We start from the raw sequence: 20534 nt of genomic DNA, 5'->3' as shown, positions 1-20534 counted from the left end.
GCGGGCGATGGTGGACTCCGCGCGCTTGCCGTTGAAGTGTCATTCAAAGTTGCAAGCCGATTGACAGTCCGGGCGGGTGGCGCGCGAGAGGAGCGTGGCGTAGCGATCCGAGCCTCGAACCTGGGCGGCTCAAGCCGCAAGGCGTCTGATTCCGTCCAGCAGAACTCGAGTGGCTCGGCAATCGTCTTCGTTGTAGTCGAGTATTCGTTGCATGATGCTGGGGGTTTGTTCGCGCCACCACCGATCGGCCCACTCTACCGAAGCAGCTCCTGAGGGATGCGCATCCCTCCAGGCGAACCCCAGAAACCTGGCGAGGGTCTTGATGGAGTGATCTCTCGTCGGCCACTCGGTCGCTTTGAGCACCACGTCTGCGTACAGATCGACCGCGCGATCGGGGGCAAACAGCCGCTCCACGTCCTCGGGCGTGCAGAGGTCGGGGTACTTTTGCTGGAGTTTGCGGTAGATCGTGCGTTCGTACTTGGAATAGTAAAAGATTCCGGCAGCCGGTCGGGCGGCAAAATAGCCTAGCGCAGCGGCAAACGCGCGGCGTTCCGCCGCCGGCGTGGCCTGGTCCGCGAAAAATGCGACGTATTGCTCAGTTTCGTTGTCTCCATTCTTGCGCTCCACACAGCCGTGCAGGTAGCAGACGTCGCGCAGCGGATCGACTTCGATATCGAAAAATAGCTCGGTCGAGAAATATCCCAGACTTATGGGCCGACGCAAATAGGGCCGAGGGAAAGGAGCCTTCAGCATGACGGCACGCGCCTGCAGAGATCGGAAGCGGTCCGCCCCGATCCCGGAAAACGCGCTCCTCCGGCCCTTGATGAACTCCTCGGGATTGATCGAAGCGAAGGAGGCGATGGTAGGGATTCGATCGCTCATGATGTCGCGGTCGGATCGCCGTAGAAACGGGATCAGCGTGAGGTCGTCCGCCGCAGTGAGTGCGCGGATGCAGAAGGTGTACCAGTGACAAAGCTTGCAGGCGCTCGAGTAAGCAGCCCTCGGCACCGTTTCTCTCACAAGTATCGATCGCGCCTGAACGAGCGCTTTCTCATAGTCCCGCCAAAGATCCCGACCGGGCGGATCGACAAAATCGTACGCGACCTCGTCGCCTCGGATGTCCAACACGAACGCGCGACGACCGGCGGAAAGCCCCAAGCGCTCGAGAATGTCAACATAGAGCGCCAGCTGGACGCCGTAGTGCCGCTTTGGTCTGCCCTCATGCCGGTCGTCAGCACCTTCTTTGCCGCGTCCTGATTTGATGTCGCCCGGTACATAACCATCGAGCTCCTTGCGCAACAAGTCGGGCTTGCCGAACAAATCTCCTGTTTTTATGGACCCTCCGTAGATCAGCTGCTCGCCGTTCGCCATGGCGATGAGGGTCAGCCGTTGACAATCCGGCTCGCGGACGTCCGACAGATCGACGAACGGCTGTCGCAAGTTAGCGACCGTCTCCCGCTCGAACAGGGCTCCTCGTTCCCACAGCATCCGTATGAAGGGACTGATCGCGTCCCGCTGGGGGGGCGGGCCAAAGACATCGAGGGCAACACGCTGCGGGCACTCGACGAGGTTGTATAGAACCGACGCGGTCACGGTCACGCGGGGCCTCCGTCAAACACTGCTCGTCCCCAAGCATGCTTCCCGGCTCCATGATCTGCAAGACGTGCCGCTTCGCACTTTCGATACGGCGGATGTCCGCTAAAGAACGCGTATGCCTTCCTTTCCGTCGGCGAGCACGAACCGGCAGAGCACCGCCGCAGAACCGCACGAGGAGGCCGCAGGAGCGAGGTGTCCGCAGCAGCTTACCGTATCCAGAGTCGGAAAATCCGTATAAGCTTTGGAGAGCTCGGACCCTGCGAGTGCCTGAACTGAGCAGCCGACACTCGAGTCCTTGGACATTTCTTATTTTGCTGTGGTGCTCGCGGGAGAGCCGTGGCAGAGATTCTCTTCGTTTCTTGCCTTACCGCGTCTGCTGCATGAAAAAGGTAAGGATTTGCGGGGAAGCCGTGGCTGGATCTGAGTCCTTCGCCGAAATTCAGAAGCAGGTCCGATCCGCTCTCGGGCGACAAGTCAAGGACCGTCGACGCGCGCTCGAGCTGACGCAGGCCGACCTGGCGATGCGCGCGGGTGTCCGCCGTGCAATGGTGATTGAGTTGGAGCGAGGCGAGGCCAATCCGAGGCTGGACTCGCTCGTGCGCATCGCGGCGGCGCTCAAAATCGAGCCTGCCGAACTGCTGAGCTCCGACCCCTGAGGTGTCGAAAGATAGTCGTCGACGCGTTGGGCAAACTTCCGATAGGCGCGAAATGGATGTGCGGAACGCTTTGACGCAAGTTCGTATGTACGGTATACCGAACATCAGCACGGATTGGATTTCGGCGCGAGGCGTTCCCGTGATCCAGAGGACCTGGAAGCGGCCGAAGAGCGACGAGCCTAGCCGATCTACCGGATTTGGATCATGCTTCTCCAATTCCCGACAACTCCCCACCGAGACGCGCAGCCATCGCTGTTCAGATCGCCCAAATGCCGCGGCCCTATACCGGTGCAACATGTTCTTGTTCGTCACGCGCTGGAGCAGGCTTCGCTGGATACGACCGTACGCGAGATCCAATATCGCAGTGGTCCTCGCATAGAATGTCCGCCCCTTTCGCTCGCAGGTGTGGTGCTTCGAAGCGCAGCCGGCGCGTTTCTCCTTCGAGTCCATAACGTGAGCTGTCAACGCAACGAGGAGGACGATGCGCGCATCAGATTCGTCCTTGAGCGCCATAGATTGCAGTTACTTGAGAGAAGTGCGGGAGACGTGTTGTGCGAGCCCATGTTTTCAAACGCACGTAAAGTCTGGTCCCATGCCGGCGAAAGCGTGTCCCTCGCAGACAGGTTGAGACTTTCGATCGCACTCGAAGGCGGACCGCTTCGCATCTTCGAACTCGAGGGCCGAATTAGTCCCGATTGCGACATTGTTGCTGCGCTTTGCGCTCTCGCCTGCGAAAATCTTGTGCACGTCAGGTTGCGCGACGCTCCCCTTGGTCGCCACACGATCGTGGAGGTTTAAATGCCGAGTTCGGTTCGGAGCAGGAGAATCAAGCCGGCGCAGGCCTTGTCCGTCGTCTTTCATCCAGCTGCTAACGTGCCGGGCCTCGCAACTGATGCGTTCACATGGCGCAATCGCCTCGAACGAGGCGCCGTACCGAGCCTGATAACGGGGCAGCTTGACGGCGGGAAATTCGATCGCGTCCACTCAGAAGGCCGTTTCGAGCAGCATTCACCTGGATTGCGCTCTGTCGCTCGAAGCGAGTGCTCGGGTCGAAGAGACCTTCCTGGCCCTTGCGCGGAGTGCGGCCACTTGCGAGCTGGGCTGCGAACGGCTGGGGGACTAACTAGCCGGAAGGACCGCTGACATGCGGCTCTGGATCATGGGCGATCTTCACATGGAAACTACCCGCGGCTGGGATTTGCCGCCGCCTGCGGACCGTCCGGATCACGACGTGCTGGTCGTTCCGGGCGATCTCATCACGCGCATGGAAAGAGGGGTCAAATGGCTCGCCGAGCGCGTCGACCGGCCGACCATCTATGTTCCCGGCAACCACGAACTTTGGGGCGTCGATGCCGACATCACCGTGGAGAAGGCGCTGCGAGCCGCCGACGGTACGAATGTGCACGTGCTCCAGGATCGCGCCGTCATGATCGGGGGCACAGTCTTCGCGGGGTGCTGCCTCTGGACGGACTTCAACCTGTTCGGCGATCAGCGCCGTGGCATGGCGGTCGCCGGCGACCGGATGAACGATTATCGCCGCATCAGGAAGAACAATTACAAGCAGCGCTTCCTGCCGCAGGACGCGCTCGCCAGACATGTGGCGTCGCGGACCTTCCTGGAAGGCGAGTTGCGCAAGCCGCGGGGCGATGGCCAGAAACTCGTCGTCGTGTCGCATCACGCACCGATGCCGGAGATCGGCTTCCGGATCGCGCCGCATCGGCCGAACGAGAGGATCAGCGACGAAACCATGTTGAGCGCGGCGTTCCGCTCGGACCTCACGGAGCTGATGCGGCCGCAGCCGGCCGCCGACAGCAAGGACGCGCTGCGTCCCGCCCAGGCTTGGATTTTCGCGCACACCCACGAAACGATGGAGGTCGTTGTCGGCGAGACCCTCGTGGTCTCGAACAGTAAAGGATATGGCCCCTACGGAGAGCGCGCCGGCGAGACCTGGGAGAATCCGTTCTTCCGCAACGACTTCGTCATCGAGATTTGAGGAGGCGAGCCGATGTCCGACAGTCGGCTGCTAGGCCGGTTCGATCTCTTCACGTCCGCGAAGACGACGTGCGCCATTCGTGCGCGTCATCCCGCGCTGCACGAAGCCTTCGTGCAGGCGAGCCTCGATCCGCTGGTGCGCCCGATCGGCTACCAGGCGAAAGCGGCCGTCGGGAGCGCCGAGGTCGCGATCGACGCCGTGATCCTGCACCAGCACGACGGACGATATCTGCTCGATGTCGTGCCGGCGCGCCAGTTGCGCGACCTTGAGGAGGAGGGCTTGGTCCGCCTGGCGCCGCGCGGACTCGCCCTGCAGCCGCGCACGCTCACGCTGGAGGATAGTCAAATTCAGCCGCGCCGCGGCAATTGCGCGTTTGTGTGGACCTATCGCGGGCGGCAAGTCCTAATCGGGATTAGGACGCGCGTGCTGCAGGCGCTACGCGACGACGGTCCCCTGGAGCTCGGGCGGTTGCTGGAAGGACTCCACGCGGACCGGGATCCGGCGCCCGTCGGCCCTCTCCATGTGCTGCGACGATCTAGTCGAGCTGGACCTCGTGTCGCGGCCGCTCGGACCCGACAGCGTGGTGAGGGCGCGCAGATGAAGGCTCCGCACATGAAGGATTGGACGCAAGCCGCCTCGAAGGGCCCTCACATCCCCGTGAACGGCTCCCGCTCCGGCTGCGCCGAAAATCCGAAATCCGGGACTTCATGCAAGGACTCGTATCAAAGCGCGCGCCGCTGTTGCCGCGAGGGCCGAGTCCTTGCTTGCTCCGAGAGGGAATCCACAGTTCGTGGCGGGCGCCGGACGAATCCGCACGCCGAGCGCGAGGCGGTTGCTTTCGTCGGGACGCTAGGATTCGATTTCATGTGTTGCGGCGAGAGAAACATCGAGGCCGGTCCGCGACGAAAATCCCGCCGCAACCTACGATCGCCGCGGCCGCCTTTTCAATAAAGGAAGAGGGGTAGAAACTGCAGCTGGTTCGCGGACGACCAACGGAGAAGCCAGATGTAGATCATGACGTAGAACTACCAGCACCGAACGCCCGGAATGGCGTGGATGAGGAGATGGCTGTAACGAGCAGCCACCCCCGCTGATAGGCGTGCACCACAGAGTGCGCCCTGAGCAGACCACGGCTGCTCAGGGAGCGCAAGCGCACGGCTGTCCAGCTCCATTCACAAACCATCGATCGATACCGACGCCGGAAACCTCCTTCCGGCGAACGGGAACCTCTGTCCAAAAAGCGAGGATCACGTGAGCAAGAAAAAAGAACTAAGGAAAGTACGAAAAACCCTGTTCCATCGCATCGCGTCCGGACCGGACGAACTCGTTCGGCAATTCGACGTTTCGTGTTCAGGAAATCGTCTGAACGACGCAGCTTTCTACCTGGTCGACGAGGATGACGAGACCGTCGCGCCGCCCCGAGATCGCAGCGCCATCTCCGCAATTGTGGCGGCGGCCTTCGAGGCGTCGATACCGCCCGAACTTCGCCGCACGCTCCGGCGCACGCAGGCTGTGGGAGTGATCGTCCGCGTTCCGGAATCGGAATGGGTGGAACCTGCCGCTGCGTATTTCGGCGCGACGTTCGGCCCCCGTTGGCGGATCGAACGCGACGGGTCCGGGTCGAGCCACAAGGCTGCCGGTTCGACCCGGGTGGCGGGCGCGCTGAGCAACGGCCTCTGCGTAGTGGGCATCACCAGCGACCCCGGCCGGTTGCCGTCGCCGCTGACCGCGACCGCCGATATCACCATCCGCCTCGCGCCGGCGGTCGGCCAAGTCGTGCGGACCGCCATCCGCCGGTTCGCCGGTCGCGTCCCGGGCGGCGACGACGCCGCCCTTGGCGCAGGTCTTTCCCTCAACGAACTCGTCGCCTGTTTTCGTCCGGGTACCGGCGCGCAAAAGGTTGCCGAACGCATCGTCGCCGCGTCAACGGCGAAGCGCCGCGTCGTGGCCGGCGAACGAGTGCCGGAGCTCGAGCATGCGACCGAGTTCGGGGAGGCAAGAACCTGGGGCCTCGGACTGGCGCGCGACATTGCCGCATTCAGGCGGAACGAGCTGACCTGGGACGCATTGCCGCGCGGTCTGATCCTCACGAGCGACGCCGGCGGAGGCAAAAATACCTACGCAAAATCCTTGGCCGTTGCGTGTGACTTGCCCATTTTTCACACCTCGGTGTCCGCCTGGTTCGAAGGCTCCGGGTACCTCCATGATGTGATTCAACGGATGAACGCCGCGTTCGACCTCGCGCTCGCGGCGTCGCCCTCCTTGCTCTATTGGGACGAGCTTTCGTCTTTGCCGCGCCGCGACACCATCGATAGTCGCGGAAAAGACTTCTGGTTTCCCGTATTAGATGCCGCCCTCATCCGGCTGGATGGAGTCCTCTCGTCCGAGACCAGACGAAACGTCATCGTCATCGCGGCGACCAACGACATCACTCGCGTCGACCCGGCGCTCGCCAGGGCCGGGCGACTCGAGCGCATCGTTCACATCCCGCGCCCCGACGCCGCCGGGCTGGAACGCATGCTGCGTTTCCACCTCGACGGTCAACTGCAGGACTACGATCTCTCCGACATCGCCGCCATCGGGCAGGGAGGGACTGGCGCGGACATCATGATGCTCGTCCGGGAAGCCCGGCAAGCGGCGCGGCACGCGGGCGTCGCGCTGTCGGTGGACCATCTGCGGGCGAGGCTGTTGCCGCCCGCGGTGCAGGCTCCCGAGAAGATCTGGCGCGCCTGCGTGCATGAAGCTGCCCACGCGGTCATGGCCATCGTCCTCGGCTTCGGGAAAATCGACGTCGTCGTGGGAGCCGTCGTCGGCAATGCCAACCGCACGCTCATTCAGGGCATGCACGATACCGTGCCCACTCGAGAGACCTTCAAGAAGAAGGTCATGATCTACCTGGCGGCCCGCGCAGCCGAAGCCTGGCTGCCGAACGGCATTTCGGCCGGCAGCGGCGGCGGGAGCGATTCCGATCTCGCACGTGCTTCCCAGGAGCTGGCCGCGATGAATTTGAGCGCCGGTCTGGGCGACACGCTCCTCTACGTCGCCTCGCCCGACCAGGCTCTCGAACAGCTGCGCTACGACGGCGAGCTGCGCCAGACAGTCGAGGCGCAGCTCCAGGAACTCCAGAAAGAGACCACAGCGCTGGTCGAAAGGCATCGGGACGCCGTGCTCGCAGTCGCGCTCGCCCTGAGCAAAGCGCGCCATCTGGACGATGCGGCGGTCCGCCGGATCTTCGCCGGCGCAGGCGGCGGGGCGCTGCGCCGTCCGACGAAGGCGAGGGGACGGGCGTCATGAACGACAACTTCACGCCCTCTTCGCGCGCCGAAATCCTCGCACCGGCGAAAGCCATGATCGTGGAGGCGCCAGGGTGGCGGCCGATCCGAACCTTCGTCGAATTTGCCCATTCTAAAGCGGTCGGTCGCTGGACCTCCCGCAAATCCCGCCGAGCGCTGCCCTGGGAGTCCTACGCGGAGCGGCATTTTTTCAGATGCTGCGAGGTCGATCCGAACGTCACGCGTTTTCTCGCCCAGCCGCACCGCATGGAAATCATGAACGGCCGCGCTCCGCGGCCGCTCATCTACTTCCCCGACGTGCGCGTCGAGTACGCCGACGGCACGACGGAGATCGTGGAGGTGAAGCGCTCGGAAGAGGAGTTGCAGGATGCGGACTATGCCGAGAAGCTCGCCGGTGCCGAAGCCGTCTACGCCGCCCTCGGGTGGCGGTTTCGGCTCGTGATTGCAGAGGAGGAGATCGAAGTCGATCCGATCTATTCGAACGCCAAGAGCATCTGCGCGGACAGATTCTCCCTCATTCTCCGGCCCGCCGTGCTCGCGATCGAGGAGATATTCCACGTCGAGACGGCGATTGCACTCGGCAAGGCAGAGGAGATCGTGGCAAAGGCCGCCGACGTCCCGTTCGACCGCGCCACGGCGATCCTGCGCGCGATGATGTGCACGCGCCGCGTCGCCGTCGACGTGAGCCGCCGGGTCTGCCGCGACAGTTCCGTCACCAGGCCCGAACAGGCGACCGGATCGCGCAAGCGGCCGACCGGAATCTCGCCATGAGCAAGCTCGATCTGAAGGTCGGCGACCGTTTCGATATGCCGGAGGGGCCCGCCCGCTTTTACGAAGAGTGGGACGACACTGACAGCACCCTCTGGTTCGCGAAGGAAGCGACCAAGAAGCGCTTTCCGCTGACCGAATTGGAGCTCGTCGAGATGCTCGACCTCGGCACGGCGCGCCGTATCGACATTTTCCGCGGCCGGGACGGGAAGCCTCGGTCGTGCAACGACAACCCTGAATTCGGTCCGGACGAAGAACACTCGCCCGACGCGGTGAGGGCCAAAACCTTCCAGTATCTTGTGCGCCGCTGGGACAACACGCCCGATGCAAAACTGGGCAAAACATGGTTGGGCAAATTCATCGTCGACGCTAAGCGGACCCAGCCTGCGCATCTGAACTGGCCCGTGAAGCCCGGTCGTCTCTACGATGCCATCACCCAACGCGGCGAACCGGGCAACAGACCGCTCCGACTGTTCCGGTCGCGCCGCGGCAAGAGCCAGCGCAAGCGTTTCGGTCGCTTCGTCGACAATGCCATCCTTGAAACGATCGACTTCTACTGGTCGCTGCGGCCCCGCACCCATGACGATGCCTACGCAAGCTTCCGCGCCAAGATCGCCGAGGAGAACGCACGCAGGAGGGTCGCCGGGGAAAAGGAGATCGAGAAGTATCCGCGCAGGTCGGAGACGATCCGCCGGCGCATCAACAAGACGATCAATCGCGACAACTGGGCGCGGAAATACAGCGTCCACGAAGCGACGATGAAGTTCAGCGGCATCAAAGACAGCCCGTCCGCCGACGAGCCGCTCGAGATCGTCATCATGGACCACACGCGCGCGGATTCCTGGACGGTCCTCGACACGGCGACCGGGTTGCCTCTCGGCAGGCCGACGTTGACGGTCGCCTTCGACATCTGCACCCGCGTGACGCTCGGGTATCTCATCAGCTATGAGCCGGCCTCGGTCTACAGTGCGGTCACAACTTTGAAGAGGGTCGTGCGCTCGAAATCATACGTCCAACACGTTTTTCCGGACATCGATTACGCACCGGACGCATGGGACGGGTGGGGATTTCCCCGAACTTTGCTCCTCGATAGTGGATGGGAATTCAAGTCGCCCAGCTTCCAGGATTCGCTACGCGATCTCGGCATCGAGCCGATCTGGTCGCCCGTGCGTCGGCCCACCTACAAGGCGATCGGCGAGAGGTTCTTCCGCACTCTGAACATGAAGCTCTTCCACAAGATTCCCGGAGCCGTGCCGTTCGGTCCGACCGAGGCTCGTCTCCATGACCTAGAGCCGCGGAAGGAGGCCACAATTCCGCTGGGCATGCTCGACGAGCTCATCCACGAAACGATCCAGATGTACCATCTCGAAGAACACTCGACATTGGGCGAGGCTCCCGCCTCCGCATGGAAACGGCGGCTCAAGACGCGTCGCATCATCTCGGACAATCACAGTCTCGACGCGCTGCTGGGTAGGACGGCGACGGTACGCCTCACGCGCAAGGGCGTGAAGTTTCGTCGCCATACCTTCCATGACGCGGCCGTCGTCAGCCGGATTCTCGGTCCGATGTCGGCGCGCGCAAAGCGGCGCGACCAGTCGCGCTCACCGGTCGGCAGCGCCCGATGCTCGGCGAAGATCCGGTACGACGATCTGGACGCATCCTGCGTCCGGATCTGGAACGACGCCGAGAAGCCGCCGCGTTGGGAAACGTTGCCCAACCGAGACCGAAAATTCGTCTACGGAGTCAACATCGACGGCGCCCAGCGCGACCCGCGCCGCGAGCTTCCGATCCCAATCAGCTTCTGGCACGCCGACCAAATTCGGGAGTACGCCGAGAAGAACCGGATCAACTTCCGCACCGATGAAGAGAAGTGGGTCGCGCGCAACCGGCTGCGCGCGAAGTGGGAGAAGACCGCGGGGTTGCTGCCGCTGCGCGAAACCAAGGACGCAATCCGCGGCCTCGCGCAGTCGCAAGGGACCTTCGACCAACTGGTGACTGTAAAGTCGCCGCCGATCGCCATCGAGCCCTCCCAGGTCGTGTTCGCCACCGCGCCCTCCACCCCCAGCGGCATGGAACGCGCGACGCTGATCCCGCAGCAGGTCGCCGCCTACGAGCGCGAGGAAGATGAACACTTTCAGCCCAAGGGTCGCGGCGCCGGCAAGAAAGGCCAGGCGAAAGCCGCCAGGACGCGGCGCGAGAAGGCGGCTGAGGCGGCCGAAGAGCGCGCCGGGCAGGCCGTCGAGAACGCCAAGGAACGCGCTCGCAAGGCCGCAGCGCCCGACAGCGCCTCCCGCACCAAGGTGGAAGTAGAAGCGAAGCTCGACCGCGCTGACATTGACAAGTACCTCGACGAGGAGTGAGCGACCATGAAGCAGGACGATCGTAGCACCTTCGCCAGCAATGGGCAGCTCAAGGCCCGCCTGAAGAAGATGGTCGTCGAGAACAGCCGTCTCGACATGATCGAAGAGTACACCCGGGAGCTCCTCGAGGAAACGAAGGCTCTGATGGCCGACGACATCCTCTCCGACGATGCCGACGTCCCGCCCGGGCAGACATTCACCTACGTCGAGCTCCCGATCATGTCGATCATCGGTCCATCGGGCTCGACGAAGACGACCTCGATGCTGCGCGTGGCGCAGAAGCTGAAGAAGGACTACGGCGGCACGCCCGTGCTCGTCGTCAAGTGCCGCTCCAATACCCGCACCATGAAAGCCGCGCAGGCTTTGATTCTGGAAGCGCTCGGCGATCCGCAGGCCAAGGAGGTCCTTTCCAGGCAGTTCGGCGACCGCTACGAGCAGGACATCGTGACGCGAGCGATCCGCAAGGCCGCACGCGCCGCCGGCACCTTCGTCGTCGTGCTCGACGAGGCGAACACGCCCCTGGGGACGATCAAGAAGCTGGAACGCGCTGGAAGCATAGCGCCGCACTTTAAATCCCTCATCAACGATGGTTTGTTTTCCATCATCGTGATGGGGACGCCCGACGCGGCCCTCTACTTCGAAACCAGCGACGAGCTGAACAACCGCAGGATCGAGGGCATCTCGCTCGAGCCTGTCGATTTGCGCAGGCCGGCGGACTACCACTACTTCTTCCGCTTCGTCGGCCGCATCGACCGTCAGATGGTGCGCGAGGGCATCGTCGACGAGCCCATCGGCCTGATCGACGACGTCCGCAGCCGCGCGATGACCTACGATTTCAGTCAGGGCATTCCCGGCACGGTGAGCAGGGTCCTCCTCGGAGCGCTGCGGATCTCCCAGCGCGACAAGCGCCGCATCATCACATGGGAGGACGTCAAGCAGGCCTTCTGGGTCTGGAAGGGCGAGCAGCGCGACGAGAACGGCGAGCCCATCGAGATCTATGACCCGTGGCTCTCCCAGCCCCGTCCGACGACGCTGGAGGTGATCCGCGAGATGTCGAACCCGGCGGCGTGAACGATGGCCAAGGCTGCCACCGTCCGCCCCTTCGTCGCGAAGATGCCGCCGCCGCTGACCGATGAGAGTCTGCTGGGCTACATGGACCGCGCCCTCCAGGACACGATGATCCGGAACGTTCGGACAACCTTCCGGCTGGCCGGATTCGATCCTGATCCGAACACGACACCGAACGCGGGGAAGCTGACGGAGGAAGCGGTGGCCGGCCTGGCCGTCCTCTTCAAGCTCGATCCCGAAGAGGTGAGGCGCCGGCGATACCTGCGCGAGCACGGGAGCTCGGGCAGAATCGACTTCTTCGGCACGACGATCCGCGCGCAGTATTGGGAGTCGCGATTCCGGCGCCTGTCCCCCAGGGCGCTCGCCACTCGGTGCTATCATCGCGCGATCTGGGAAATCCGCTGCTTCGGCTTCGATCCGGATACGGGGGAACCGTTGCTCGAGGCTTGCCCGGTCTGTCGACGCCGCTTCGGATGGATCTCGATGCGGGGGCCCAGCAAGTGCGACCATTGCACCGGGCCGGACGGCTACCCCTCCACCGACCTGCGCGACCATCCGCGGCCGGTTATCGAGTTCCGGGATCCGGAGGCGATTGAGTTCGTCGTGGGTCTGGTTCATCCGGATCCGGAGCGCCGCCGGGCCGCCATGGCCCTCGTTCCGGACGAACTCGGCGGCGCAACCAGCGGCGAGTTGTTCGAGGCCGCCATGTGCATGGCAAGCGCGCTGCGCTCCGCGGCCGGCACAATGATGAACCGGTTGGGGCGGCCGCTGCGGGCGTCCGACTTCGCAAGCCTCACCCCCGATATGCTGGAGGCTGGCGGAAGGGCGCTCATCGGAGGCGAGAGCGGTTTCGCGGCGCTCGCCGCCAGGATGCGCCTGTTCGCCGACGACAGACCCTCGTCGCACGGCCTCTACAAGGAGTTGGGCCCGCTCGCGCGCATGCCGCTCGATCGCCATCTCAGTCCCCTTGTCAGACGCTTCGCGAATGACGCCATCGCCCGCGATCTGGCCCGCACGCAGGACGACGGATACGTGCGGCGGGGCGTGCCGCGCTTGCTCCGCGGGACGGGCGGGCTCTGGCGGAACATGGACGCGCTCTCGGCCGAACTCGGCCTCTCGAAACACGCACTCGGCCGCCTGGCGGACAGCGGAGCAGTCGACGTCCGGCGCGCCAAGGGAGAGCATTCGCCCGTGCTCATGAAGATCTCCGACGTCGTACCCCTTGCGGCGGTGTACAAGGATGCCGCACTGGCGAGGACTATCACCGCTTTCCTGCGGGTGCCGGGGGCGGTGCTAGACGAACTCGCCGCCCGGAAGCTCATCCAGCGCATCGGTGGTCCCGCAGCGGCGATGTTGAAGGCGGGGAGCTACTACCGGGAATCCTCCGCCAAGGCGCTCCTGATCGCGATCCACGCGCGTGCGCAGGCTTCGGGAGAGCCGGGCCGACGCGCCAAGCTGATCGCGGCCATGCGCAGGGTCGCTCGGGCAGCGCCTTGGTCGGACGTCATCGAAGGGATCGCGAGGGGCGCCTTGCGCATCCACGCGGAGAGACCGTTCGGGCGCGATTGGCGGCACGCCGTCACCGTCGACCAGGCGGAGCTCAACCAGTTCTTGAATGGGGTGGCGAGGCCGGGGTCAGCGAGCGCGCGGGAAGAATGGCTCACGCGCGACCAGGCCGCCCAGATGCTCTGTACCGACGAGACCACGGTCTGGGCCATGGGACGTGGTGGCATCCTGCCGAAGCGGTCGGGGACGGTTGCGATGTTCGCGCGCGCGGACGTTGAGGCGGCGGCAAAGCGCTGGATATTCGGTGAGGAAATGCGCGCGCGCAGCGTCTTCGGAAATGGGCGCGAATTGAACGCCTGGCTGCGATCGGTCGGCATCATGCGGGATTTCACGCTGCGCGACGGAACAATTTCCGTGTTCCTGCGCGCGGAAGTCGAAGCGGCCCTCGGACGGCAGCCCGCTCGGCACGATGAGATCGAACCTTCCGCGCGCCAAGGCGCGCGCGTTTCCGCGAACTTGAAGAGAGAGGCAATCCAGGCGGTTCGTAGCGGGCTCGCGGCGCACTACGTCGGAAAGCGCCTCCGGATCCACCACAAGTCCATCGCCAGGTGGGTCCAACATTTCGAGAAGACCGGTCGGATCGAGCCCGCCGGCAAGCTCGATCCGTACGCCGATCGCATCGCGTCCTTGATCGAGGCGGACCCGGCGTGCAGCACGAACCGACTATGGGCGGAGTTCAAGAAGAAGGAGCGCTTCGAAATAACTTACGGCAGGTTCGCCCGCTTCATCTCGGAGATTGGTTTTTCGCGCGATCCCGCGACAGGGCGGTTCCGTCGGGTACGGCCGGTCTGACTCAGCGCCTCTTTTCCTCCGTCATCTCGGTCAGCGTGTCGGCCATGCGGTCGTACAGCGCGTAGTAGACGCCGGCCTAGCTACGCCATCTGCGCAACCGGCGCATGTTCTCCGAGGCCTGTCCATACCGAGGCGCCACCGGATCGCGCCTGCGGCGTGTTCGACGCAGCGGGAGCCGAGCCAGCCATTGTTGTCGTACAGGCGGCCCTCAGCGCCGCAGCTCTCGCAGGTGCAGGCGGAGTGGGCGACGGCAAGATCGATGGCGTGGCCGATTTTGAGCTCGGTGTCCTCGGGGGCCTCAGTGTCCCAGTCGACTCGCAAGATTCCGAACTTCTGCTTGATCCGAATGAATTCGAATTCCTCGGGCTCGGCCAGAGCGATTTCGATCCGCTGACAGAGCCGCACCAGGATATCCTGCCAGCCGCGTTCGCAACGCGGGTAGCCGAACGAGCGGCTGGGCTCCTCCGCTATGGGGAGGAACAGTCGGACGTGCCGCAACATGAGGTCGCGCTGCAAGCCGGTCGCCATCTCACGTCTCCTCGATGCCGAGAGAGGCGGGGTCTACGTCGCCTCCAATTTCCAACGACGCCCGACATCACTGACCTCAACGCTATCGAGAAGAAAGCGCGTTGGTCTGGCGCGGCCGCCGCATTTTCGCTGGCTTGTCTGGATCAAATCATGGGCAGCGCCCAGACGCTCTCGATGCTTTCTATCCCGCGGGACGCGGCCGGTCTCCACTGGGACCAGGCCGCAGCGACCCGTCGCCTTCCAGTGGCATCCGGAACGTGAACCTGGTCTCCGTCTGGGACGAATCCACTTCGATCGTGCCACCGTGCGCCTTGGCGATTTCCGCCGCGATATAGAGGCCCAGCCCAAGTCCCTGCGAATGCCCCTGCGCCTCTCCGCGGTAGAATGGCTGAAACAGGCGCTTGCGCGCGTCTTCCGGAATGGCCGCGCCTGCGTTGGCGACTGAAAGCTCGAACTTATCTGCTTTGGCGCTCGCCTCGACCCGCACGGTGCGGTCAGGCGCGCCGTGGCTGATCGCGTTGCCGAGAAGGTTTGAGAACAACTGGGCGATGCGGGCCGGATCGCAAAAGACGGGCGTCTCAACCTCGAACATCGTTTCGATGCCGCGATCCGGATGGGCGGTGGCCAACTCCGCGACGACCTGATCGAGCACGGGCTCTATTCCGGTGATGGCCTTCGAGAGCGTAATGCCTCCGCCGAGGCGGCCTCGCGCCAGGTCCATGATGCTCTCGATCATCTTGGCCATCCGGTCCACGCTGCTTTGCATCATGGACTCGAGCCGAAGCGCGTCTTCCGAAGTCTTGGCCTTGAGCATCAGCCGTGCGCCGGCCGCAATCGATGCGAGGGGATTGCGCAGATCGTGTCCAAGCACAGCGATGAACTGCTCACGCAGTTCTGCGTTTTCACGCTCCTGCTGCAGGCGCTCCTCCAGCACCGTCTTGAGCTCGTCGCTTTCCTTGCGGGCGTCGATCAGCCCGCGCTCGTAGCGGCGCCGGTCCGCCGCGCGCATGATCGTCAGGCGGGTGAACAGAAGCGCGTCCGTGTCGGTCCGCCGCTCGCGGGCGTTGGCGATGGCCGGCAGCCGAGCCCCGGTCTTCGTGAGGAGATCGAGCGCGAATTCGTCGAAGAAGCCCTGCATCCGGAGCAGCGGCGCGACATGGGTCTCGAGGAATATGCGTCCCGCCATGTTGAGCAAGTCGCTCAGCCGCATCCCGGGAAGGTCATCGGGCTGGTACCCCATCCAGCCCGCAAGGGTCCGATTCGCCCGATCGATACGGCCGTCCGGACGAATCGAGAGGTACCCGCAAGGCGCGTTTTCGTAGAGGTCTTCGAAATCGCTGTCGGCAGGATGATTGTTGTTCACTCAGACGAAATCTCGAATTGCGGCGACGACTTCTTCGGGCGCGCTCAGGTTGGGACAATGGCCGGTTGCTTTCAGGGTCACCATTTTGCTGTTCGGGATATTGCGCTGGACGTACGCACCCACCTGTTGCCCCGCGATGATGTCTTCGCTGCACTGGAGGATCAGCGTTCGAGCGTTGACCTTGGCCAAGTCCGCGCGATTGTCGGACAGGAACGTGACCCGGGCGAACTCCTTGGCGATCGCGGGATCCGTACGGCAGAAGCTGTTGGTCAGCTCCTCGCCGAGTTCGGGACGATCGGAATTGCCCATGATGGCGGGCGCCATCTGCGCCGACCAGCCCATGTGGTTCTCCTCCAGAAACGAAAGAAGCTCTTCGATCTGCTGGGCGCTGAAGCCACCGACATAGTCCCCATCGTCGATGTACCGCGCCGAAGGCCCCACCAGCACCAGGCTTTCGAACAGTTCCGGATCCTTGATCGCGGCAAGCACTCCGATCATCGCACTGACGGAATGCCCCACGAATACGGCGTCCTTCAGGCGCAGCGAGCGGCCGATCTCGACGACGTCGTCGGCATAGCCGGACAGCGCCGAATACTTCCGGCGGTCGTAAGCGCCGAGGTCCGAGCGGCCGGCTCCGACGTGGTCGAACAGCACCGTGCTGAATTCCGCCTCGAAGGCCGGCGCCACGAAGCGCCACATGTTCTGATCGCATCCGAAACCATGGGCGAACATCATGGCACGCTCACCGCGGCCACGGACCTGAACGTTGTTGCGGAATTCGACTGACACCCAATTCTCCTTCGCTTCAGGCGATTATCATTCTTTGGACAAGCCTAGGGGCAACTTGACGGGCATCCTTTTTGGAGTCGGCAGGTGATTAGGACTTCCGGATCAGGAGATCCGACAAAGCCTCGACCAACTGCGCGGGTGCGAAGGGCTTGGATAGCATGACGCTGCACGCCACGCCGTTCGAGGTCCACCGATGGGCGCTATCGCCGGAGACGTAGAGGATCCCGCAGCCCGGATCATGCTGGCGTGCGAGACGGGCGAGCGTCCAGCCGTCCATCCTGATGCGGCCCAGATTGATGTCGGTGATGAGAGCTCGCGGTAGCGGCGCCCCACCCAGCAGATCCGCGGCCTCCTCGCCGGATGCGGCGCATACGACGCCGTAACCTGCCTCCTTCAAGGTCTCCTCAAGCATCTCGCGGAGAAGATCTTCGTCCTCGACCAGGAGGATTTTCGGTCTTCCTGCGGCCTCTTGGGAGTTGCTCAACTGCATCCTCGCGCATCTCTCATTCTCAAGGACACCTGGAGTCCACGACCCGTGATGATAGCGGAAAACGCTTCACCTTGCCTAGGCAAGTCGCGGGCGTCGGGAACCCTCGGGGGCAGCGACAAACGGTGGTTGCAGCGTTCCCTGATTTTGACGGCCGCGGTCAATTGGCTATTCGTTGTAAGGTGGCCCGCGATGCACACTCACAGGACCGTGGGCGATACGGTCTTGCCATTCTGGCCGCCACAAGGCCGGCGCCCGGACGGCCGGCCAGATACTTGCTGCCTTGGAAAAAGCCGGTACGCCCATCAGCCAGCCGACGCTTTCCCGCCGCCTCTCCGCGCGCTGCAGCAGGGACTACGGGCAAGCTCCTGACCGCAGGCGGCGGCGCCAAAGTCGAAGCCAGCGGCGAGCCGCTCCGGCGCGCCACGCATGGCCGAAGCTGTGGCTCTCAGGTGCCTTACTTCTTGACGCGTGATGATCGACCTGTTGTGGCGTTCTTGTCGTCGTCGTCGTGCAGGTCCGCCAGCAATTGCAGATGTTCCTTGATCTGCCCACGCGCCAGCTTGGCCACGTTGATGTGGGCCGGATCCTTGCCGCTCGCGAGATAAGTCTCCTGAATGCGCAGCAGCTTCTGATGGCCTTCGGTCTGCGCGCGGACATAGGCCGTCTCGAACTCCTTGCCCTCCATCTGCTCCATCTTCTGCAGCGTCGCCTGCTGGTCCTGCGGGACGTGCTTGCGAGCCTCGGACTCGGACGGCGGATTCGATTTACCTGTCGCCTTGCTCGGGTCCATCATCGACATCAGCACGTCGGCAATGGTTTCCTGCTCGGCGACCTCGAATTCGGCAAACTCCTTGATGTCGTCGTCGCGGACCTTCTTGACCGCCACACGCGAGGCGAGCAGCGACATCGAGCCCACGGCCATCGTGTCCGTCATGTGCTTCTGCTCGGCATCCCCCATCGTGCCGGTTCCTGCGCCAGTGGTTTGAGACATCGACGAGTCCTTGGAGGCGTCATTCGTCCTTTCTTTGCCGGCGGTTTGAGCGAGAGCCGGCGCGGCCATTGTCGCAGCGATGCCGGCGGGAAGAATGCGTCGTTCGAGCATTTGAAAGTCTCCTTGCATGTGACGGGGGCAGCAGGCTTCAAACGTCGTGATGAGCGGAAGTTTCCTCAGAAACGACGTCTCTCCTGATCGCGGCGCAGGCACAAAGATCGGGCCTGGCTGCACCAGTCCAAAGGAGGTTGCCTCGAAGTTTCAGGCGTTCGAACTGATGTGCCCAGAGGACCAGCAACTAGCGTCGGCCGCGGAGTGGGAACCCCAATTGGCATCGGGGCGGATGGCCAGAACGATCGGCTGCCGGCATTGGTCGCCGAGTTGATCCACGGGCGGGCGGCTGGCCCGAGTGTCGCAGCGGCTGCCAAACGCGGCAAGGAAATCGTGCCTGTCGTGTTCACCATCGGCAGCGATCCGGTGCAACTCGGCCTGGTGGCCAGCCTCAACCGGCCGGGAGCCAACGTGACCGGCACGACCTCGCAAGCCAGCGCAATCGTCGTGAGGCAACTGGAGGCCGCACGGGAGTTGAGGCCGAGCCTTGCCGTGGTGGGCTGCCTCGTCAGGGCGCGCTGCGCCACCATCAAGAACGAGCAGGGGCGTGGGCGTCAGGCCTCGCCGGGTCCGGAGAAGCTTGATGCAGGCGGCTTCGTGCGCGGCACCGGCAGCGGACGCTCGGCGGGTCCGGATGCCGACCGCTGACCGCCCTTGGAGTCGTACCGCTTTGCGAGATCCAGGAGACGACGCCGGGTGAACGGATCAGCCTTTTCGGCCATACCGCGGACCCGTTGGGCCAGGCCTCTGTAGAACTCCTGCTCCATGACACCCCCCTCAACATCACTGTCCACACTTGAGTGCTCTGCGGCTGCGGAGTCAAGAAACGCGACCAGGATTTCATTGACCAGCTTGAGCTCACGTTGTCGGCTGAACTGGATCATGCGATCTACTCAGGGTCGGGAAGAGGAAGGTCAACGATTCGGTTCATCAAATCGCGGAGATCAGAGGCCTCCCGTTCGCCCACGACCTTTTCAAAGGCGGTCTGCGCGCGGCGCCATGCGGCCAGGGCTCTGGTATGCGTTCTGTGACCCAGCTTTGTGACGGTAACGATCCGTTCCCGCCGGTCAGTTTCGCCGACTGAAATTTCAACGAAACCGTCACGCACCAGCGGTCTGAGGTTATGGCCTGTGGTGGCGCGGTCCATGGACATCAGCTTGGCGAGACGCGCCATCGTCATTGGCCCCGACGTCACCAGATAGCTCAACAGACTATATTGCGTCGCTTTGAGCCCAGTCGGGGCGAGGGCGAGGTCATAGTAGCGGGAGAGACGACGGGCTGCGCGCCGGACCTGATTGCAGTTACAGCGCGCTGGGTCATCAACGAAATTCGATGCTCCTACAGCTGCTCTCGTCATCGATCCCCCTCCGATGCGCAAGATATCACCCGCGCGTGTTTGCTGTCGATAGTTCCAGAGCGGCGGGATCCGAGGGACCAGTTGAACGAGGGCTCCTCCTGCTGTATATCCAATATAGTTTGATATGCCCCTATTTCTGCCCGACGCCGCCCCGGCTCGCTGGGGGCTCCGGAGGAGGAGATATGGATTTTCCTGTCTTGATCTCGGATGCCGCAGGGACTGTCGATCATGCCGTATGCGAGCTGCTGATCCGACAGGTCTCCAAGCTCAGAGCTCTCGTGCGCCACGTGGATTTGTACATGGCTGGAAACCCGGGCTGCGCGCTATGAACCGCATGGGCTTGTCGCTGGGCCTGATCATGCTGGCCACCTCCGCGCTGGCGCGTGACGATGGGCGCTACACCGGTTCACCACTGAAGCCTTGGTTCGAAAGCCTGTCCAGCGACTTTGGGCAGTGCTGCTCGGATGCGGATGGATACTTCGTCGCGGATGTCGACTGGGAATCCGACCACGGCCACTATCGTGTGCGCATCAACAATGAGTGGGTGATGGTGCCGGACGGGGCCGTGATCACACAGCCTAACAAGGTCGGGCGAACTATGGTTTGGAACTACTACATTGATGGCCACCCGCGGGTGCGCTGCTTTTTGCCGGGCACCATGATGTGACATGTGGGGCTCGAGCCGCAGTCACGCCGATCATGCGCCCTCCAGTGCTTTGCGGATACGCGGGTTGTGTTCGAGAGCCCATTGGACGGTCTTTGGAGCGCGCCCAAGCAATCGCTCGAGCTCATCGGTGACAACGTCATAACGTC

18 protein-coding genes are annotated in these 20534 nt (G+C 63.5%); 10 read left to right on the top strand and 8 right to left on the bottom strand.

Annotation, left to right across the window (positions count from 1 at the left end):
* Nucleotides 1-129: 129 nt before the first annotated feature.
* Nucleotides 130-1599 carry a TM0106 family RecB-like putative nuclease gene (locus ABIB06_RS17030; RefSeq protein ID WP_354125602.1) on the bottom strand — a complete coding sequence of 490 codons (1470 nt, stop codon included), beginning with the start codon at nucleotides 1597-1599 and terminating at the stop codon, nucleotides 130-132.
* Between the two features lie 377 nt (nucleotides 1600-1976).
* On the opposite strand from ABIB06_RS17030, the gene ABIB06_RS17025 reads away from it, so the two are divergent.
* The 8 genes from ABIB06_RS17025 (at nucleotide 1977) to ABIB06_RS16990 (ending at nucleotide 14092) form a co-directional block, all read left to right on the top strand.
* The gene (locus ABIB06_RS17025; protein ID WP_354046132.1) at nucleotides 1977-2252 is read left to right on the top strand and encodes a helix-turn-helix domain-containing protein; all 276 of its coding nucleotides are present in this window, start codon (nucleotides 1977-1979) and stop codon (nucleotides 2250-2252) included.
* Between the two features lie 1144 nt (nucleotides 2253-3396).
* Nucleotides 3397-4245, top strand: coding sequence for a metallophosphoesterase (locus ABIB06_RS17020; RefSeq protein ID WP_354046134.1), 849 nt, complete (start codon nucleotides 3397-3399; stop codon nucleotides 4243-4245).
* Between the two features lie 12 nt (nucleotides 4246-4257).
* Nucleotides 4258-5196, top strand: coding sequence for a hypothetical protein (locus ABIB06_RS17015; protein WP_354046136.1), 939 nt, complete (start codon nucleotides 4258-4260; stop codon nucleotides 5194-5196).
* Nucleotides 5197-5496: 300 nt separating this feature from the next.
* On the top strand, nucleotides 5497-7539 hold the full coding sequence (locus ABIB06_RS17010) for an AAA family ATPase (RefSeq protein ID WP_354046138.1): 2043 nt from the start codon (nucleotides 5497-5499) through the stop codon (nucleotides 7537-7539).
* The gene (locus tag ABIB06_RS17005; RefSeq protein ID WP_354046139.1) at nucleotides 7536-8309 is read left to right on the top strand and encodes a TnsA endonuclease N-terminal domain-containing protein; all 774 of its coding nucleotides are present in this window, start codon (nucleotides 7536-7538) and stop codon (nucleotides 8307-8309) included. The genes ABIB06_RS17010 and ABIB06_RS17005 overlap by 4 nt, the downstream gene beginning before the upstream one ends.
* Nucleotides 8306-10666: a TnsB C-terminal domain-containing protein gene (locus ABIB06_RS17000; protein ID WP_354068870.1), complete on the top strand. Its 2361-nt coding sequence runs from the start codon at nucleotides 8306-8308 to the stop codon at nucleotides 10664-10666. Before ABIB06_RS17005 ends, ABIB06_RS17000 begins: the two co-directional genes overlap by 4 nt.
* A gap of 6 nt (nucleotides 10667-10672) precedes the next feature.
* Nucleotides 10673-11737, top strand: coding sequence for an AAA family ATPase (locus ABIB06_RS16995; RefSeq protein ID WP_354046143.1), 1065 nt, complete (start codon nucleotides 10673-10675; stop codon nucleotides 11735-11737).
* A gap of 3 nt (nucleotides 11738-11740) precedes the next feature.
* Nucleotides 11741-14092 carry a TniQ family protein gene (locus tag ABIB06_RS16990; protein WP_354046145.1) on the top strand — a complete coding sequence of 784 codons (2352 nt, stop codon included), beginning with the start codon at nucleotides 11741-11743 and terminating at the stop codon, nucleotides 14090-14092.
* A 30-nt stretch (nucleotides 14093-14122) separates the two neighbouring features.
* Here ABIB06_RS16990 and ABIB06_RS16985 read toward each other — a convergent pair whose 3' ends face one another.
* From ABIB06_RS16985 to ABIB06_RS16965, 5 genes are all read right to left on the bottom strand, one after another.
* Entirely contained in the window at nucleotides 14123-14620 is a 498-nt protein-coding gene (locus ABIB06_RS16985; protein ID WP_354046147.1) for a hypothetical protein, read from the bottom strand.
* Nucleotides 14621-14801: 181 nt separating this feature from the next.
* Nucleotides 14802-15983, bottom strand: a complete 1182-nt coding sequence (locus ABIB06_RS16980; RefSeq protein ID WP_354046149.1) for a PAS domain-containing sensor histidine kinase — start codon at nucleotides 15981-15983, stop codon at nucleotides 14802-14804.
* The gene (locus ABIB06_RS16975) at nucleotides 15984-16772 is read right to left on the bottom strand and encodes an alpha/beta fold hydrolase (protein WP_354046151.1); all 789 of its coding nucleotides are present in this window, start codon (nucleotides 16770-16772) and stop codon (nucleotides 15984-15986) included.
* An 88-nt stretch (nucleotides 16773-16860) separates the two neighbouring features.
* Nucleotides 16861-17256, bottom strand: coding sequence for a response regulator (locus tag ABIB06_RS16970; RefSeq protein ID WP_354046153.1), 396 nt, complete (start codon nucleotides 17254-17256; stop codon nucleotides 16861-16863).
* Nucleotides 17257-17716: 460 nt separating this feature from the next.
* A complete protein-coding gene (locus ABIB06_RS16965; protein WP_354046155.1) occupies nucleotides 17717-18253 on the bottom strand; it encodes a DUF4142 domain-containing protein in 537 nt (178 codons plus the stop codon).
* A gap of 315 nt (nucleotides 18254-18568) precedes the next feature.
* On the opposite strand from ABIB06_RS16965, the gene ABIB06_RS16960 reads away from it, so the two are divergent.
* Entirely contained in the window at nucleotides 18569-19012 is a 444-nt protein-coding gene (locus ABIB06_RS16960) for an ABC transporter substrate binding protein (RefSeq protein WP_354046157.1), read from the top strand.
* Here the strand turns inward: ABIB06_RS16960 and ABIB06_RS16955 are convergent.
* Together ABIB06_RS16955 and ABIB06_RS16950 are read right to left on the bottom strand one after the other, a co-directional pair.
* A complete protein-coding gene (locus tag ABIB06_RS16955; protein ID WP_354046550.1) occupies nucleotides 18919-19131 on the bottom strand; it encodes a hypothetical protein in 213 nt (70 codons plus the stop codon). The two genes, ABIB06_RS16960 and ABIB06_RS16955, sit on opposite strands and share 94 nt — an antisense overlap.
* Before the next feature lie 122 nt (nucleotides 19132-19253).
* Nucleotides 19254-19721 carry a MarR family winged helix-turn-helix transcriptional regulator gene (locus tag ABIB06_RS16950; protein ID WP_354046159.1) on the bottom strand — a complete coding sequence of 156 codons (468 nt, stop codon included), beginning with the start codon at nucleotides 19719-19721 and terminating at the stop codon, nucleotides 19254-19256.
* A gap of 325 nt (nucleotides 19722-20046) precedes the next feature.
* On the opposite strand from ABIB06_RS16950, the gene ABIB06_RS16945 reads away from it, so the two are divergent.
* Nucleotides 20047-20388 carry a hypothetical protein gene (locus ABIB06_RS16945; RefSeq protein WP_247495113.1) on the top strand — a complete coding sequence of 114 codons (342 nt, stop codon included), beginning with the start codon at nucleotides 20047-20049 and terminating at the stop codon, nucleotides 20386-20388.
* The last annotated feature ends 146 nt before the right edge of the window (nucleotides 20389-20534 follow it).

Origin of the sequence: Bradyrhizobium sp. LB8.2, assembly GCF_040548035.1 — a bacterium.
Classification (GTDB): Bacteria; Pseudomonadota; Alphaproteobacteria; order Rhizobiales; family Xanthobacteraceae; genus Bradyrhizobium.
Note: the sequence above shows the minus strand (reverse complement) of the source record. Positions and strands in the feature narration are given on the sequence as shown.